Consider the following 14715-nt stretch of genomic DNA (forward strand, 5'->3'; position numbering starts at 1 on the left):
GACAGGATCGTCGCGGCCAGCGACGGATCGGACACGGTCATTCGAATGCCTCCAGGATCTTGCGCTCGAAGCCATCCGCGATTTCCCGCTTGGTCGCGTCGATATCGGAGGCGTCAAGCGCGTGCACGAAGAGGAACTTGCGGTCGGCCGAGACATCCACCGACAGCGTGCCCGGCGTGAGCGTGATGAGGTTGGCAAGCAGCGTGATCTCGAAATCGCGGCTGACCGTCAACGGAAAGGCGAAAATTCCGGGTTTGACGTCGAGCCTCGGTCTCGTGACAAGGACCGCAACCTTCCAGGCCGACATCGCCAGTTCCCTGATAAACAGGACGAGGAGCGAGAGCATCCGGCCTATCCGCATCTTACGGCTGGCGCGGTCGATCTCGCCACGCACGACCCAGAGCGCGAGCGCTGCGACGGCAAAGCCGAACACAAGGTTGAGGATGGTGGCGCTGCCCGTGATCGCCACCCAGATGACGGCAAAGACGCAAGCGCGGATGAATGACGTCATCTTATGCCTCCCGACGGCAGGGCGTCCGGAAAGACCGAACGGATATAGGCGGACGGGCCGGCAAGTCCCTCGGCGGCCGATTGCGTCAGCGACAGGAGATGTTCCGGAAACAGACCGAAACCGGCGAGCAGCAGAACAAGCGCGCCAAGCGGTAGCGAAAGACGCCAGTCGCCGCGAACTGCGGTCTGTCGCTCAAGGCCGGCTTCCGGTTCGAGCCCCTGCCGCCAGTAGGCGAGAAGCACGATCCGGCCAAGCGTGAGGGTGACGAGAAAGGAAGAGACGAGAATGGCGGCGGCAAGCCACCATGCGTTGATGTCCATCGCGGCTTTCAGAAGCATGATCTTCGGCCACAGACCCGACAGCGGCGGCAGGCCGGCGACGGCGAGGAACACGAGAAGCGACACCGCCGTGAAACCCGGCGACGACCGGTAGAGCCCGCCGAGCGTATGCAGCGACCAGCGGTTTGCTTGGTTTTCGTCCCCGGAAAGCAGGCTTGCGCGGCGGGCCGCCTCGCCGACCACGAGATAGAGCGCCGTCATCGCCACCATCGAATGCAGCGCATAAAAGATGGCGCCGGAAATGGCGGCCGGAGACCCGATCGCCACGCCCGCCAGCATGTTGCCGATGCCGGCGATGACAAGGTAGCCGGCAAGTTTGCGGATATCGCTCTGCGCCAGCGCACCCAGGGCACCCGTTATCAGTGTCAGAATGGCGAGTGTGGCGATGGCGGGGCTCAGCACCTCTCGCTCCACCGGCAGAAGCATGACCGTGACGCGGATCAGCGCGTAGATGCCAACCTTGGTGAGGAGCGCGCCGAACAGCGCCGACACGACGATGCGCGGCGTGTGATAGGAGGCGGGAAGCCAGAAGTTGAGCGGAAAGGCCGCCGCCTTCATGGCAAAGGCAAAGGTAAACAGCGCCGTCAGCGTGACGAGCGGTGCCGTGCCCGAGAGGTCGCCGGCCTTCAGCGCAATATCGGCCATGTTGAGCGTGCCGAACAGCGAATAGAGATACCCGACCGAGATCAGGAACAGCGTCGTGGCGATCAGGTTCAGGACCGCGTATTTGAGCGCGCCATCGATCTGTTCGGGTCGTGATCCCAGGATCAGAAGGCCGAACGAGGAAATCAGCAGGACCTCGAACCAGACATAGAGGTTGAAGATGTCGCCGGTGAGGAAGGCACCCGAGACGCCCGCCATCAGCAGCATCAGGAAGGGATAGAAACCGTAGCGTCGTCCGGAGCCATCGATATCCCTGAGCGCGAAGATGCCGGCGGCGAGTGCCACGAGCGAGGCCGTCAGTGCCATCGTGGCACCGAACAGATCGGCCGTGAAGGCGATGCCGAACGGTGGCAGCCAGCGGCCCATGACCATCGTCACCGGGCCGTTTTCGATCACCCGCAAAAGCAGGCTTCCATTGACGAGGACGAGCAGAAGCAGCGCTGCAATGGCGATCCCGCCGTGGAGGCGAACGGACTTGCGCACCATCAGGAGAATTGCGCCGGCGCCGATCATCAGCACGACGGGCAGGATCACCAGCCAGTCGCCGAGCGGCGGCGGGGTGAGGACCAGGGCGGCTGCGAGATCAACGGGGGATGTTGCGGGGGATGCCATCAAACGTCCTCAATATCCCATCGGCGGCGATGGTTCGTCGCGGGGTTCCGCCAGTCGCATCTCGTCGGAATTGTCGCTGCCGAGATCCTGAAAAGCGCGGTAGGTGAGCACGAGGAGAAAAGCGAAGAACGAAAACGAAATCACGATAGCCGTCAGGATCAGCGCCTGCGGCAGCGGGTTGGCGGCGGTATGGGACAGCGTGTCTGCGCCCGCCGGAATGATCGCCGGGACCGAACGCGTCAGGCCGCCTGCGGTAAACAGCAGCAGGTTGACGCCATTGCCGAGCAGCACGACGCCAAGGAGAATACGGACGGTGAATTTCGACAGCATGAGATAGATCGCGGCCGAAAAGAAGAGGCCGATCAGGATCGCGAGCGGCGTTTCCATCAGCGTTTTCCTCCCGATTTGCGGCGCTTCTTCTTCGTTACCGGATCTGGCGCGCCCTCTCTTGCGGAGGCAGCCGTTTCGGCGCGCCGCGACGTCGTGCCGCGCAATGCCGGAGCGGGAAACTCAGGACCGGGTTCCTGTTCCAGCGCCAGCACGATCGAGGTGATGGCGCCGAGCACGACGAGGTAAACGCCGAGATCGAAAGATATGACCGTCGACAGCGGAATGTCCGTGCCGAACAGGCTCGGCGTGATCCACAGCCCGGTCATGAACGGCACGCCGGCAAAGATCGACACGAGGCCCGACAGCATGGCGATCAGAAGGCCCGCCCCGGCGATTGCCATCGGATGAAAGCGCAAGGCCCGGCGCACCGCACCGGTGCCGAATGCAATCCCGTAGATCGCCAGACCCGACACAGCGATCAGACCGCCAATAAATCCGCCGCCCGGCTCGTTATGGCCGCGCAACAGAACAAAGACCGAAAAGAGCAGCGTCAGTGCAGTGACGACCGGGGCGACGGTGCGAAGAATGATGGTGTTCATGGCAGGGCCACCTGTTCGAAGCTTTCTGTCACCCGCCGCTCGTTCCTGTGGTTCAGCCTTGCCGTATTCCCGTGGCCCAGCCGTCCAGCACGACTGCGCTCCGCCCTGCCAGCGCGACGTTGCTCCACACTCCCCTCATCTCTGTGCTTGTCACAGAAATCCAGCGCACCCAAGTCCTTGGGTGCGGGAGAGGTGGTCGCGCGAGACGCGTCATTCACGGCGCAGACGCGCCGGGGCTGGGTTCCTGTGACAAGCACAGGAATGAGGGACGTTGGGGGAAGTGTCCGGGCTTTGATCATCGGCCTGGTCTCCCGGTCGATGGTTTGGCCTGCGGGGCTTTGGTGGTTGGGGCTTTGGCCGCTGTCTTTCCATTGGGGATAGCGGTCGCCGTCCGTTTCGCGCCCCCTGCCCCAAGTTCCGTCTTCGTCACCGCCCGGACCCGGACGAGCGCCAGAACCGCGAGCCCGGTGATCATGACGACGGCGATTTCGCCCAGCGTGTCGACGCCGCGGAAGTCGACGATGATGACATTCACGACGTTGGCGCCGTGGGCGATGACCTTGGAATAGGCGTTGAAGAAATCCGTCAGCGCGTTGTCGAACGGCGTCTCCACGGATTTCAGCAGCAGCAGCGTAAAGCCGGTGCCGCAGGCGAGCGCGATCGTGCCGTCGAACAGGCGCTGGAGGAGCGGCCGGTGATCGGACGGCGTCAGACGGAGGCGCGTCATGACCAGCGCCAGGATGACGACCGAGAGCGTCTCGACCATGAACTGGGTGAACGACAGATCCGGCGCGCCAAACAGGAGGAAGAGAACGGCGATGGCAAAGCCCTGGATGCCGAGCGCGACGATTGCCGTCAGCCGGTCGGCCGCGCGCAGGACCGCCGCAACACCGATCACGGCAATGCCGAGAAACACCCATTCGTGCAGGGCAACGGTTTGCGGGAACGCCGGCATGGCAGGGAATTCATTGAACAGGAAGGGCGGCACCAGCAGGGTAAGCGCCAAAAGGATGAAGGTGGCGGTGACATAGATTTCCAGCCGGCCGGGCTGGAGAATGCGGGTCAAGACGACTGACAGGCGTATCAGGCCTTGAACCGCATGGTCGAAACCGCGATCGGGCCCGGGACCGAGCGCATCGAACAGTCTTCGCATCAACCCGCGTGCCGTCTCCAACTGCCACAGGACCAGACCCGCAAGAATCAGGGTGAGGACCGAGAGGAGAAGCGGCAGACCGAGATGCGGCACGGTGGAGATGTCGATGACCGTGTTTTCATGCAGCACGGCGCTTGCCATGGGCGTCGAAAAATACTGGTGCGCGGTGCCCGAGAAAACGCCCGCGAAAAGTCCGAGCAGCGCGAGAACGACGGGGCCGAGCCACAGGCCCCATGGCCCTTCATGGACGGGCCCAAGATCCGGGCGGTTTGGACCGAGAAAAGGCTTGAAACCGATCGCCAGCGCCAGCGTTCCCATCAACGCGTTGCCGATGACGGCGAGGCAGAGAAAGAAGATCGCTCGCGGATTGCCGTCGACGAGCGCCAGATAGATCTCTTCCTTGGCGAGAAATCCGAAGAACAGCGGCAGGCCGGCCATGGAGAGGGCCGCAAGCGCTGCCGCTGCAAAGGTGACGGGCATCGCCTTGCGCAGGCCGCCGAGTTTCGAGATCTCGCGCGTGCCCGTCTCGTGGTCGATGGCGCCGGCCACCATGAACAGCGCGCCTTTGAACAGCGAATGGGCGATGAGATAAAGCACCGCGGCCTCGATCGCATGGTCGGAGCCGAACCCGGTCAGCATCACCATGAGGCCGAGCGAGGCCATCGTCGTGTAGGCGAGCATCATCTTGAGGTCGGTCTGCCTCAACCCGAGAAGCGCGCCGGAGATCAGCGTGATGCCGCCGAAGAAGGGAAGCAGGATTTCCCAGGCGGGCGTATCGCCGAGAACCGGCTGCAGCCGCATCAAGAGATAGACGCCGGCCTTTACCATGGTTGCCGAATGCAGATAGGCCGAGACGGGCGTCGGCGCCTGCATGGCGTTGGGCAGCCAGAAATGGAACGGAAACTGAGCCGACTTGGTAAAGCAGCCGGCGAGAACCAGAAGAAGAATGGCGAAATACTGGGGGCTGGCGCTGAGCGGCAGGCCCGAATGCAGAAGCAGCGACAACTGGGTGATGCCGGTGACGTTCCAGAGAAGAACGAGGCCGGCCAGAAGCGCCAACCCGCCGCCGCCGGTGACGACCAGCGCCTGCAGCGCAGCCCTTCGTGCCTCTGCCCGGTCGTGATCGAAGCCGATCAGCAGGAAGGAGGCGATCGAGGTCAGTTCCCAATAGACGAACAGCATGAGAAAACTGTCGGAGACGACCAATCCCAGCATGGCACCCATGAAGAACAGGATGAAGGCGAGGAAGCGGCCCTGCTGTGGGTGGCCCTTCATGTAGGCGCCGGAATACAGCACGATCAGCGTGCCGATGCCGGTGATCAGCAGCGCGAAGGTGAGCGACAGGCCGTCGAGAAACCAGGAGAAGGACAGGTTGAAACTCGGCACCCAGACATAGCCGCCCGTGGCAGATTCTCCGGCGGCAATTTCCGGAAGGAAGCTCAGGAAATGCAGGCAGGCCAAGGCGGGTGCAAGTGCGAGAACAAGCGCTGCGCGATGGCCCATCAGGCGCGAGAGCATGGGGGCAAGAAGTGCTGCAAGAAACGGCAGCATGAGTGCCGCGAAGGTCAATGCCGGCGTGGTGGCGGCCATGGTCCCCTCCCGTTGAGTATCCTCGCAAATCCCTGCCGAGCGGCAGCGCCCCACGGTTTCTAAGGGAAACCCGTCTGTCCCTCAAGCATTGACGGGCAAGAAACACGGCACCGTGACCTTTATCGACAGGCTGAACGCACCTATCTATGGCTTACAATGAAAGGATGGTTCAGATGTCCGACGTCATCACCAAGAAAGTCCAGAAGACAGATGCAGAATGGCGCGAAGAGCTGACGCCCGAGCAGTATCAGATCTTGCGCCAGGCGGGCACGGAGCGTCCCTTTACCGGGCCGTACTGGAACGCCAGGGATAAAGGCATCTACAGCTGCGCCGGTTGCGGCACGGATCTGTTCGTGTCGGATACCAAGTTCGACAGCGGCTGCGGCTGGCCGAGCTACTTTGAGGCTGTCAGCCCCGATGCGGTGACCGAACTGCGTGATACCACGCACGGCATGGTGCGCACCGAAGTCCGCTGCGCCACCTGCAACGGCCATCTCGGCCACGTCTTCCCAGACGGCCCGCCACCGACCGGCCTGCGCTACTGCATCAACGGCCACTCGATGAATTTCCGCCCGGCAGATTAGTCAGCGGGACGGATGTCACCAAAGTACCGACTTGAAATTGACAGCGGCCCCATCCGGGCCGCTGTTTTCGTTTGGCTTACCCCGGCAACTCGACCGTAAACGCAAATTGCGCGGTTTGCCCGGCGGGCAGCGTGACGGTGTAGGGACGCGATTCGAGATCGGCACTGGTCCCGTTCTGGGCAGCCGTTCCGTGCCAGGGCTCGATGCAGAGGAAAGGGCCGTTGAGCTTTTGCCAGAGCGCGAGGTTTGGCAGGTTGTCGAACGAAAATTTCAGCTCCGGGCCGCCTTCCGCCGCATAGGTCAGGCCCGTTCCGGCGCCCTCTGCAAAGATCATCGCGTCTTCATCGAACATGTCGTGCGACAGCGTCAGCTTGCCGGACGTGAACGGCGAGGCAAGTGGGCTCGGGTCGATCAGCCCGCCGGACAGGCGCGTCATCGCCGGTTCGCCACCGTTGTCGAGCACGATCGTATGGGCCTGGCCTTCTCCACCCGGCAGCGGCCAGAGGAAGGCGGTGTGGAAACCGAGGCCGAAGGGCATGGGCCGGTCGCTGCGGTTTTCCACCTCCGCCGAAATCGTGAGTTTCGAACCGTCGACCGAATGGGTGACGGCGAGGCGGAAATCGAACGGGTAGACGCTGCGGGTGGTATCGGATGATGCAAGCTCGAAGCGGCAGCTGGTCTCCTCGGACGCGGCGAGCGTGAAGGTCGAGCGGCGGGCAAAACCGTGCTGCGCCATCGGATAGGGTTTGCCTTCGATCATCACGGTATCGGAGGGCGCCTTGCCGACGATCGGGAAGAGGATCGGCGAGCGGCCGGCCCAGAAGGCGGCGTCGCCGTTCCAGAGAAAGTTGCGCCCATCCGCCGTCTTCAGCGACTGCATTTCCGCACCGAGGGGGGAGATTTCAACGGAGATACGATCGTTGGCGATACGGGTCATAGTATCATCTGATGCAGCGGACATGCGGCTCTCCTGGCAAATTTCAGGCTTGAGGCGCAGGATTGCCTACCCTGCGCGTCGGTTAGATGACGATCAGACGGTTTCCGGGGGAATCGCATATTGATCGTCGCTGACCGCCTCCATCCAGTCGGCGGTCTTGCCGTCGAGCGCTTCCCCGATGGCAATATGGGTCATGGCCGTCTGCGACGATGCGCCGTGCCAGTGCTTTTCGCCCGGCGAAAACCAGACGACATCACCGGCGCGGATTACCCGGGCCGGACCGCCCCAGGTCTGGGTGAGGCCGGAACCCGAGGTAACAACCAGCGTCTGGCCGAGCGGATGGGTGTGCCAGTTGGTGCGGGCGCCGGGTTCGAACGTGACCGATGCTGCAACAACGCGGGCCGGTGCCGGTGCGGAATTCAGCGGATCGAGGCGGACTGTGCCGGTGAAATACTCTGCCGGCTGCTTCTTGGAGGCCTGCGAGCCAACACGCTTGATATCCATGGAAAAGATCCTTCGTCGTCATGCGATTGATGCGAATGCGATGTCAGCCAGCATATAGGCCGCTCGGACGGAAGTGCCACGAGAAAGCGAAGGACGTCAGCCCGCGACCCTGAGCTCCATGCAGGCAAGATCGAGCCAGCGGCCGAATTTGATGCCGACTTCGGAAAACGTGCCGGTCAGGCGGAAACCGAGCCTTTCATGCAGACGGATGGAGGCGGCGTTGCCCGCTTCGACGCAGGCGATCATCACATGAATGCCGTTCGACGCGGCGCGGGTGATCAGCTCGCGCATCAGCAGACGGCCGATACCCTCGCCGCGGGCCTCGCGGTGCACATAGACGGAATGCTCCACCGTATGACGGAAGCCCTCGAAGGCGCGCCAGTCGCCGTAGGAAGCGTAGCCTTTGACGACCCCGTCCTCGTCGGCGACCAGAACCGGAAATCCTCTCGCCTGGCGTGCCGCAAACCAGTCGCGACGGTTGGCGAGATCGACCAGCGTCTCGTTCCAGATCGCCGTCGTATTGGCGACGGCGTCGTTATAGATCTCGAGGATCGCCGGCAGGTCGGCTTCGGTGGCATCGCGGATCAAAGGGGGCACTGGCTATCGTCCATTATAGTGATTGCCCGTCCACTTTATCAGACGGCCGCAGCGTGTAAAGCGGGCTGGCGTCTTGCGGACACGATCGGTCAGGCGCTGGCCGACAGGCTGAAGCAGGTCATGACTGCACTGTAGTGGACGGCAGCCGCCGCGACGACGAAAGAGTGCCAGATGGCATTCTGGAAGCGCAGTCTTTCCCACACGTGGAAGATGACGCCGAGCGAATAGATCAGGCCGCCGATAACGATCAGCAATGCGGAGATCGGCGGCAAATAGGCCGAGACAGGTTCGGCAACCATCAACCCGCTCCAGCCCATGGCCAGATAGAGAAGGATGGTGAGCCGGTCGAACCGGCCGGGGAAAAAGCATTTGATCAGAATGCCGAAAATCGCTGTGGCCCAGATCGCGATCAGCATCCCGAAGATCCACGGGTCGGAGGCGCCGCGCTGGAGGAATGGCGTATAGGTGGCGGCGATCAGGATGAAGATCGCCGAGTGATCAAACCGCCTCAGCAGCCACTTGGTTGGCGAGTGCGGCCATATGTTGTAGGTAAACGAGATCGACAGGCAAAGGATCAGCCCGATCCCGTAAATCCAGGCGGCAACGATCTCGCCATGGCTCGACCACATGGTAGCGTAAAAGATCAGGGCCGTGGCACCGATCAGGGCGAAGACCAGTCCGATGCCATGGACAATCCCATCCGCGACGATCTCGTGAAAATCGTAGTTTCTGCCAAATTTGAAGAGATCGCTCATTACCCACCTTCCATACCGGTCCCAAGAATGGGGCCGAGCGGAAAGCTTGGCAAGACTGCGCGATTCACAATAAATTTCCGATGGTTTCAACTCTTGGTCATGAGCCTAAAACTGTGGCCGCACGAGCCGGTTCCGGATGGTGCGGGAACGGCGGCAATCAAGCCTGTACGGCTAGAGGCCGCCGCCCGAGCGTCAATAAATCGAGAACAATCTATCGCCGAACCACTCACTAGCGTGAACGATCGAGGGCGCGCATAACATGTGGAAAGATTGCGCATGGCGCGTCGTCATTTCGATCCCGTTGAAAGCTGGAGGACAGATCATGACAGAACAGCAGCAGCCGTTTGCACTCAGCCGCCCGCTGCATGTCGGGCGGGCGCATCTGGTGGTCAACGATCTTGCTCGCGTCTCCGGTTTCTACCAGACAATCATCGGGCTTTCGGTGCTTGAAAAGACGCCGAGCGGTGAGGTTCTGGGCGTCGCCGGCGTGCCGCTTCTGACGCTGACGACGGGCGGCAACGTGGCCCGCGCGCCGCGCAATGCGGCCGGCCTCTTCCACACGGCCTTTCTGGTGCCGGGCCGCCTTGAGCTTGCCCAATGGCTGGCCCATGCAGCGCATAACAATATCCAGCTCGAAGGCGCATCGGATCATCTGGTGAGCGAGGCGCTCTATCTTTCCGATCCCGAAGGCAACGGCATCGAGATCTACCGCGACCGCACGCCTACAGAATGGACCTACCATCAGGACGGCACCGTGGCGATGGCGACCGACCGGCTGAACCTTCAGGAGCTTTATAACAGTGCGCCCCAGGCGGCATTTGCCGGAATGGCTGAGGGTACTGCGCTCGGTCATATCCATCTTCAGGTCGGCGACATTCCGCAGGCGGACGCCTTTTACCGCGACGTGCTGGGCCTGAAGATCATGGCGCGGTATCCCGGTGCGAGCTTTTTCGCGACTGGCGACTATCATCACCATATCGCTGCCAACGTTTGGAACAGCCGCGGCGCCACGACCCGGCTTGAAAACATGACCGGGCTTTCCGATTACACCGTGAAGTTCAACGATCAGTCGGCCCTGGCGAACGCGCTTTCCGCACTGGAAAAGCATGAAATCGCGACAACCAAAACCGCCGAGGGCTGGGCTCTCAGAGACCCGTGGGGCATCGGCCTGACGCTTGCTGCGTAACGCGCGCTGAATTCCTGATCGTTGCGATCGTAAACCTGAGCAGTATTCCGGAACCGGAACACTGTTTTTGCGTTGATCGCGACAACGAGGACATCAGACAATTCATGGCCATGACGAGCACGCGCGCAGCCAATCCTAAAAAACGGCTGATCGACTTTGCCGCCAACCGGTCTGCGCATCGCAAGGATGCCGTCATTTCCGGCCTGGAGAGCGAAGACGCCGATGAGAGCCTCGTGCTGGGGCGCGAGGCGCTGGAAGTCGCCAAGGCCTGGGCCGTGATCGGCATTTTCGCGATCGTGTTCTTCGCCATCGTCCACATGATGTCGCTGGTGCTTATCCCTGTCACGCTTGCCGTCGTCGTCGGACTGATTCTCGGTCTGGTCGCGGACAAGCTTGGCCGCCTGGGCGTACCCAAATTCGGCATTGCGATCATCCTCTCCAGCGCTGTGTTCGCCGCGGTCTTTCTGGTCGTCAACGCGCTGGCCGAACCGTTTGCCATGATGATCCAGGAAGGTCCGAGCTTTCTGCAACGCATGATCGACCGGATGATGCCATTTCTGCAGCGTCAGGAATGGCTGAACATCTCGCCTGCCACTTTTGAAACCGGTCCGATGTCGATGCAGGCGCTGTTGGAGAATTCCGGTAACATCCTCAGCGTCGTTACCGCCAATCTGACGCCGGCCGTCGTGCAGGGCATGATCTTCTTTGCGGCGCTGCTTCTGTTTCTCTACGGCAGGCTAAGACTTCGCCGTACCCTCATCCTCGCCTTCCCGCGGCGTCACCAGAGGCTGATTGCGATCCGTGTGCTGAACGCAATCGATCAGGTTCTCGGCTATTATTTTGCGACTGCGAGCGTGCTCTATCTCGGTCTCGGCATCGTGATGATCGCAATCGCCTATTTCGGCGGCCTCAGCATGCCGCTTCTTTGGGGTCTGTTCGCATTCCTGTCGAGCTTCATCCCGTTTCTCGGGATCACGATCATGACCCTCGCGGTTGCAGCAGGTGGCATCATCACGCATGACACCCTTCTCCTTGGACTGTTGCCCGCGATCGTGTTCTTCTCGGTGCACTTGCTGATGGAAAACCTGATCTTCCCCGCGATCATGGGCCGGCAGTGGGAGATCAATCCCTTTGTCGTGTTCGTCGCCATCCTGTTCTGGACATGGATGTGGGGTGCCGTCGGCGCCATGCTGGCGCTGCCCCTGTCGCTGATCATGATGACCGTACTGTCGGAACTGTTTCCAGAAAAGAAGACCGTTCCGCATCTGCCGGGCTAAAGCCCGGCGATGTCAGCGACCCGTCAGTCGTAAAGGTAGTACTTGTCCCATTCCTCGCGCGGGATCTTGGACCCGACCTTGTAGTCGAATGCGGTGACGCTGAGCCCTTCAGCGTTGGTCTCGCACTTGAATTTCAGCTTGAACCAGTCACCGCCGCTGCGGAACGCTGCGCCGGTTGCCTTGAGGCCGTTGTCGTTCCCGACCGGGTCTGAAAACGTGTAGGCGATCACCTTGTCGGGGCGGAAATCGCCTTCCTTGCGCAGGCGATCCATCGCCTCGAGATCGCAGCGCTGTTCGACTCTTTCTTCCGGTGCAAGGGCGTTCAGCTGGCGAACGATGCGGCCGTCGAGCGCGTGGGCAGGCAGGGTGGAGGCGGCGCAAATCAGGAGAGCGCCTGTCATGGATGCCCGGGCGGGCAGCAGTATCGTCATGGAATCCTATCCAAAGTGACTCGGACGGGGCGGAAACTAGAAGACGGATTCGTCGTTGACCACCTACCAGAGCGGGAATTATCTTGGCGCGTATTCTTTAGGTGGTCGGGACCGGAATCGGCATCATGCAAAGCGGACTGAACAGATGACAGCCGAACTGGCGATGGTATTCCTGATGAGTGGCATTAGGCTATCATCGGTCGTCGCCTTCATATTCTGGCAGCAGCACCTTGACCTCGCACCTCTCGCCAAGTCCCGCGACCCTGAGAAGAAGTAGGCTCACGCGGCTTGCCCGCTTGCCTCATGGTCCGGCCGCCCCTATCTCTGGCACTCCTTTCATGACTTCGGAGTGCTTCCTTGGCCCCCTCCCCGAAAATGCCGTTCGAAAATCTGCCCACGCCTCCGGTCGCGGCCAAGAAGCCGGTGACGGATACCCGTCATGGCATCACCCGCACCGACGACTATGCCTGGTTCCGGGCCGACAACTGGCAGCAGATGTTCAAGGATCCGTCGATCCTCAATCCTGAGATCCGCACCCATCTGGAGGGCGAGAACGCCTATATGGAAGCGGCGATGGGCGACACGGCTGCATTGCAGAAGACGCTGTTTGCCGAAATGCGCGGTCGCATCAAGGAAGACGATTCCTCCGTGCCGATGAAGGACGGACCGTTTGCCTACGGATCGCTCTTCGTCACCGGCGGCGAGCAGCCAAAGTATTTCCGCACCCCGCGCGACGGCGGCGATCAGACGATCCTGCTTGACGGCGACAAGGAAGCGACGGGTAAGGACTATTTCCGTCTGGCCGGTATAGACCATGCGACGGATCATTCCAAGGGCATCTGGGGTTACGACGACAAGGGTTCGGAATATTTCACCTTGCGGGTGCGCGATCTTTCGACCGGCGAGGACATGTCGGACGTGCTGGAAAACACTGCCGGCGGCGGCGTCTGGGCGCCTGATGGCAAGAGCTTCTTCTATACGCTGCAGGACGAGAACCACCGCCCCTCCAAGGTCTTCCACCACATTCTCGGCACGCCGCAGTCGGATGACCGGCTGGTGTTTGAGGAAAAGGATCCGGGCTTCTTCATGGGCGTCGGCGGATCACTGCTGGACGACGTGATCTATATCGACATCCACGACCACGAAACCTCGGAATACCGCCTCATCCCGACGTCCGACCTGACCGCCGAGCCGAAGCTGGTGGCGGCGCGCGAGGAGGGAATCGAGTATTCGATGACCGAAGGCGGCGATGTCTTTTATATCCTCACCAATGACGGCGATGCCAAGGATTTCAAGATCGTCGAGGCGCCGTTTGCGGCACCGGGCAAGGAAAACTGGAAAGAGATCGTACCGCACGAGCCGGGCCGGCTGATCATTTCGCACATGGCCTATGACCAGCACCTGATCTGGCTGCAGCGCAACCAGGGTCTGCCTGAGATCATCATCCGCGACCGGCGGACCGGCGAGGAACATTCGATCGCCTTTGCCGAGGAAGCCTATTCGCTGGGGCTTTCCGGCGCTGCCGAATATGACAGCACCGTCATCCGCTTTTCCTATTCGTCGATGACGACGCCGACCCAGCTCTACGACTACGATATGGTGAGCCGGACGCGCACGCTTTTGAAGACGCAGGAGATCCCCTCCGGCCACAATGCCGCAGATTACGTGACCCGCCGCGTGATGGCCACGTCCCATGACGGCGAGCTGGTGCCGGTGTCGCTGCTTTACCGCAAGGACACGCCGCTTGATGGCACCGCGCCTTGCCTGCTCTACGGCTACGGCGCCTATGGGATGACCATCCCCGCATCGTTCTCCACCAACAACCTGTCACTGGCAGATCGCGGCTTCATCTATGCCATCGCCCATATCCGCGGCGGCAAGGACAAGGGTTTTGCCTGGTACGAAGAGGGCAAGATGGAAGCCAAGGAAAACACGTTCAAGGATTTCATCGCCGCTGCCGACCACCTGGTTACCGAGGGCTTTACGTCCTATGAGAACATCATTGCCGAAGGCGGCTCGGCCGGCGGTATGCTGATGGGCGCGATCGCCAACATGGCGCCGGAAAAGTTCGCGGGCATTATCGCGGCCGTTCCGTTCGTCGACGTGCTCAACACGATGCTCGACGATACGCTGCCGCTGACGCCGCCGGAATGGCCGGAATGGGGCAACCCGATCGAGAGCCTGGAAGAGTACCAGTGGATCGCCGCCTACTCGCCTTATGACAACGTGGGTGCAAAACCGTATCCGCCGATCCTTGCCATTTCAGGCCTCACCGATCCGCGGGTGACCTACTGGGAACCGACCAAGTGGGTGGCGAAGCTGCGCGAATTCTCGACCGGCTCGGCGCCGATCCTGTTGAAGACCAACATGGCTGCCGGCCATGGCGGAAAGTCGGGTCGTTTCCAGCGTCTGGAAGAGATCGCCTTCGAATATGCATTCGCGATCAAGGTGGCCGGGAAAGCCTGACCGGGCGGATCGCCGCAGAATCGGTCACCTCGAATGACAATCGCCGCAGTGCCTCGATCGGGTGCTGCGGCTTTTTTTGTGTAAAACAGTTTTGGTTATGCGGAAACGCGCATATGCCCTGGCGGCGTTCGGTTTTCCCGTCAGATCGCTGATTTTTCGACAGAAATCGCGGCGGCGCGAAT

14 protein-coding genes and 1 pseudogene are annotated in these 14715 nt (G+C 61.5%); 5 read left to right on the plus strand and 10 right to left on the minus strand.

Translation table 11 applies throughout. The annotated features are described in order from the left end of the window. Positions 1–37: 37 nt before the first annotated feature. The 5 genes and pseudogenes from AC0JZ8_RS18195 to AC0JZ8_RS18215 form a co-directional block, all read right to left on the minus strand. On the minus strand, positions 38–511 hold the full coding sequence (locus AC0JZ8_RS18195) for a Na+/H+ antiporter subunit E (RefSeq protein ID WP_062453485.1): 474 nt from the start codon (positions 509–511) through the stop codon (positions 38–40). Further along, positions 508–2124: a Na+/H+ antiporter subunit D gene (locus AC0JZ8_RS18200; RefSeq protein WP_113111222.1), complete on the minus strand. Its 1617-nt coding sequence runs from the start codon at positions 2122–2124 to the stop codon at positions 508–510. The genes AC0JZ8_RS18195 and AC0JZ8_RS18200 overlap by 4 nt, the downstream gene beginning before the upstream one ends. A gap of 9 nt (positions 2125–2133) precedes the next feature. Further along, entirely contained in the window at positions 2134–2511 is a 378-nt protein-coding gene (locus AC0JZ8_RS18205) for a Na+/H+ antiporter subunit C (RefSeq protein ID WP_062453487.1), read from the minus strand. 134 nt (positions 2512–2645) lie between these two features. Beyond that, positions 2646–3053 (minus strand): annotated as a pseudogene (locus AC0JZ8_RS18210) (Na+/H+ antiporter subunit B); the annotation flags it as partial. 295 nt (positions 3054–3348) lie between these two features. Further along, positions 3349–5796: a putative monovalent cation/H+ antiporter subunit A gene (locus tag AC0JZ8_RS18215; RefSeq protein WP_471893119.1), complete on the minus strand. Its 2448-nt coding sequence runs from the start codon at positions 5794–5796 to the stop codon at positions 3349–3351. Positions 5797–5969: 173 nt separating this feature from the next. Here AC0JZ8_RS18215 and msrB point away from each other — a divergent pair, with 173 nt between their 5' ends. Further along, positions 5970–6380: a peptide-methionine (R)-S-oxide reductase MsrB gene (msrB, locus tag AC0JZ8_RS18220; RefSeq protein ID WP_113165218.1), complete on the plus strand. Its 411-nt coding sequence runs from the start codon at positions 5970–5972 to the stop codon at positions 6378–6380. A 76-nt stretch (positions 6381–6456) separates the two neighbouring features. Here the strand turns inward: msrB and AC0JZ8_RS18225 are convergent, their stop codons facing one another. The 4 genes from AC0JZ8_RS18225 to trhA all read right to left on the minus strand — a co-directional run bounded on the left by AC0JZ8_RS18225 (position 6457) and on the right by trhA (position 9173). Continuing rightward, entirely contained in the window at positions 6457–7341 is an 885-nt protein-coding gene (locus tag AC0JZ8_RS18225) for an aldose 1-epimerase family protein (RefSeq protein ID WP_471893120.1), read from the minus strand. 69 nt (positions 7342–7410) lie between these two features. Beyond that, complete coding sequence (locus AC0JZ8_RS18230) at positions 7411–7821, minus strand: (R)-mandelonitrile lyase (protein ID WP_471893121.1); 411 nt, start codon at positions 7819–7821, stop codon at positions 7411–7413. Between the two features lie 96 nt (positions 7822–7917). Further along, entirely contained in the window at positions 7918–8418 is a 501-nt protein-coding gene (locus tag AC0JZ8_RS18235) for a GNAT family N-acetyltransferase (protein ID WP_062579636.1), read from the minus strand. A gap of 89 nt (positions 8419–8507) precedes the next feature. Beyond that, positions 8508–9173 carry a PAQR family membrane homeostasis protein TrhA gene (trhA, locus tag AC0JZ8_RS18240; RefSeq protein ID WP_062453491.1) on the minus strand — a complete coding sequence of 222 codons (666 nt, stop codon included), beginning with the start codon at positions 9171–9173 and terminating at the stop codon, positions 8508–8510. A 322-nt stretch (positions 9174–9495) separates the two neighbouring features. Between trhA and AC0JZ8_RS18245 the strand changes: the two genes are divergently transcribed. Both AC0JZ8_RS18245 and AC0JZ8_RS18250 read left to right on the plus strand, forming a co-directional pair. Beyond that, on the plus strand, positions 9496–10359 hold the full coding sequence (locus AC0JZ8_RS18245) for a VOC family protein (protein ID WP_062579634.1): 864 nt from the start codon (positions 9496–9498) through the stop codon (positions 10357–10359). A gap of 104 nt (positions 10360–10463) precedes the next feature. Then, positions 10464–11636 (plus strand): AI-2E family transporter, encoded by a 1173-nt coding sequence (locus AC0JZ8_RS18250; RefSeq protein WP_062453493.1) that lies wholly within the window; start codon positions 10464–10466, stop codon positions 11634–11636. Positions 11637–11659: 23 nt separating this feature from the next. Here AC0JZ8_RS18250 and AC0JZ8_RS18255 read toward each other — a convergent pair whose 3' ends face one another. Next, a complete protein-coding gene (locus tag AC0JZ8_RS18255; protein ID WP_082471859.1) occupies positions 11660–12067 on the minus strand; it encodes a DUF930 domain-containing protein in 408 nt (135 codons plus the stop codon). A 145-nt stretch (positions 12068–12212) separates the two neighbouring features. Here AC0JZ8_RS18255 and AC0JZ8_RS18260 point away from each other — a divergent pair, with 145 nt between their 5' ends. Beyond that, positions 12213–12344 carry a hypothetical protein gene (locus AC0JZ8_RS18260; protein ID WP_471893122.1) on the plus strand — a complete coding sequence of 44 codons (132 nt, stop codon included), beginning with the start codon at positions 12213–12215 and terminating at the stop codon, positions 12342–12344. 98 nt (positions 12345–12442) lie between these two features. After that, positions 12443–14533: a S9 family peptidase gene (locus AC0JZ8_RS18265; protein ID WP_471893392.1), complete on the plus strand. Its 2091-nt coding sequence runs from the start codon at positions 12443–12445 to the stop codon at positions 14531–14533. Positions 14534–14715: the final 182 nt, after the last annotated feature.

Source organism: Velazquezella soli, from assembly GCF_977018685.1.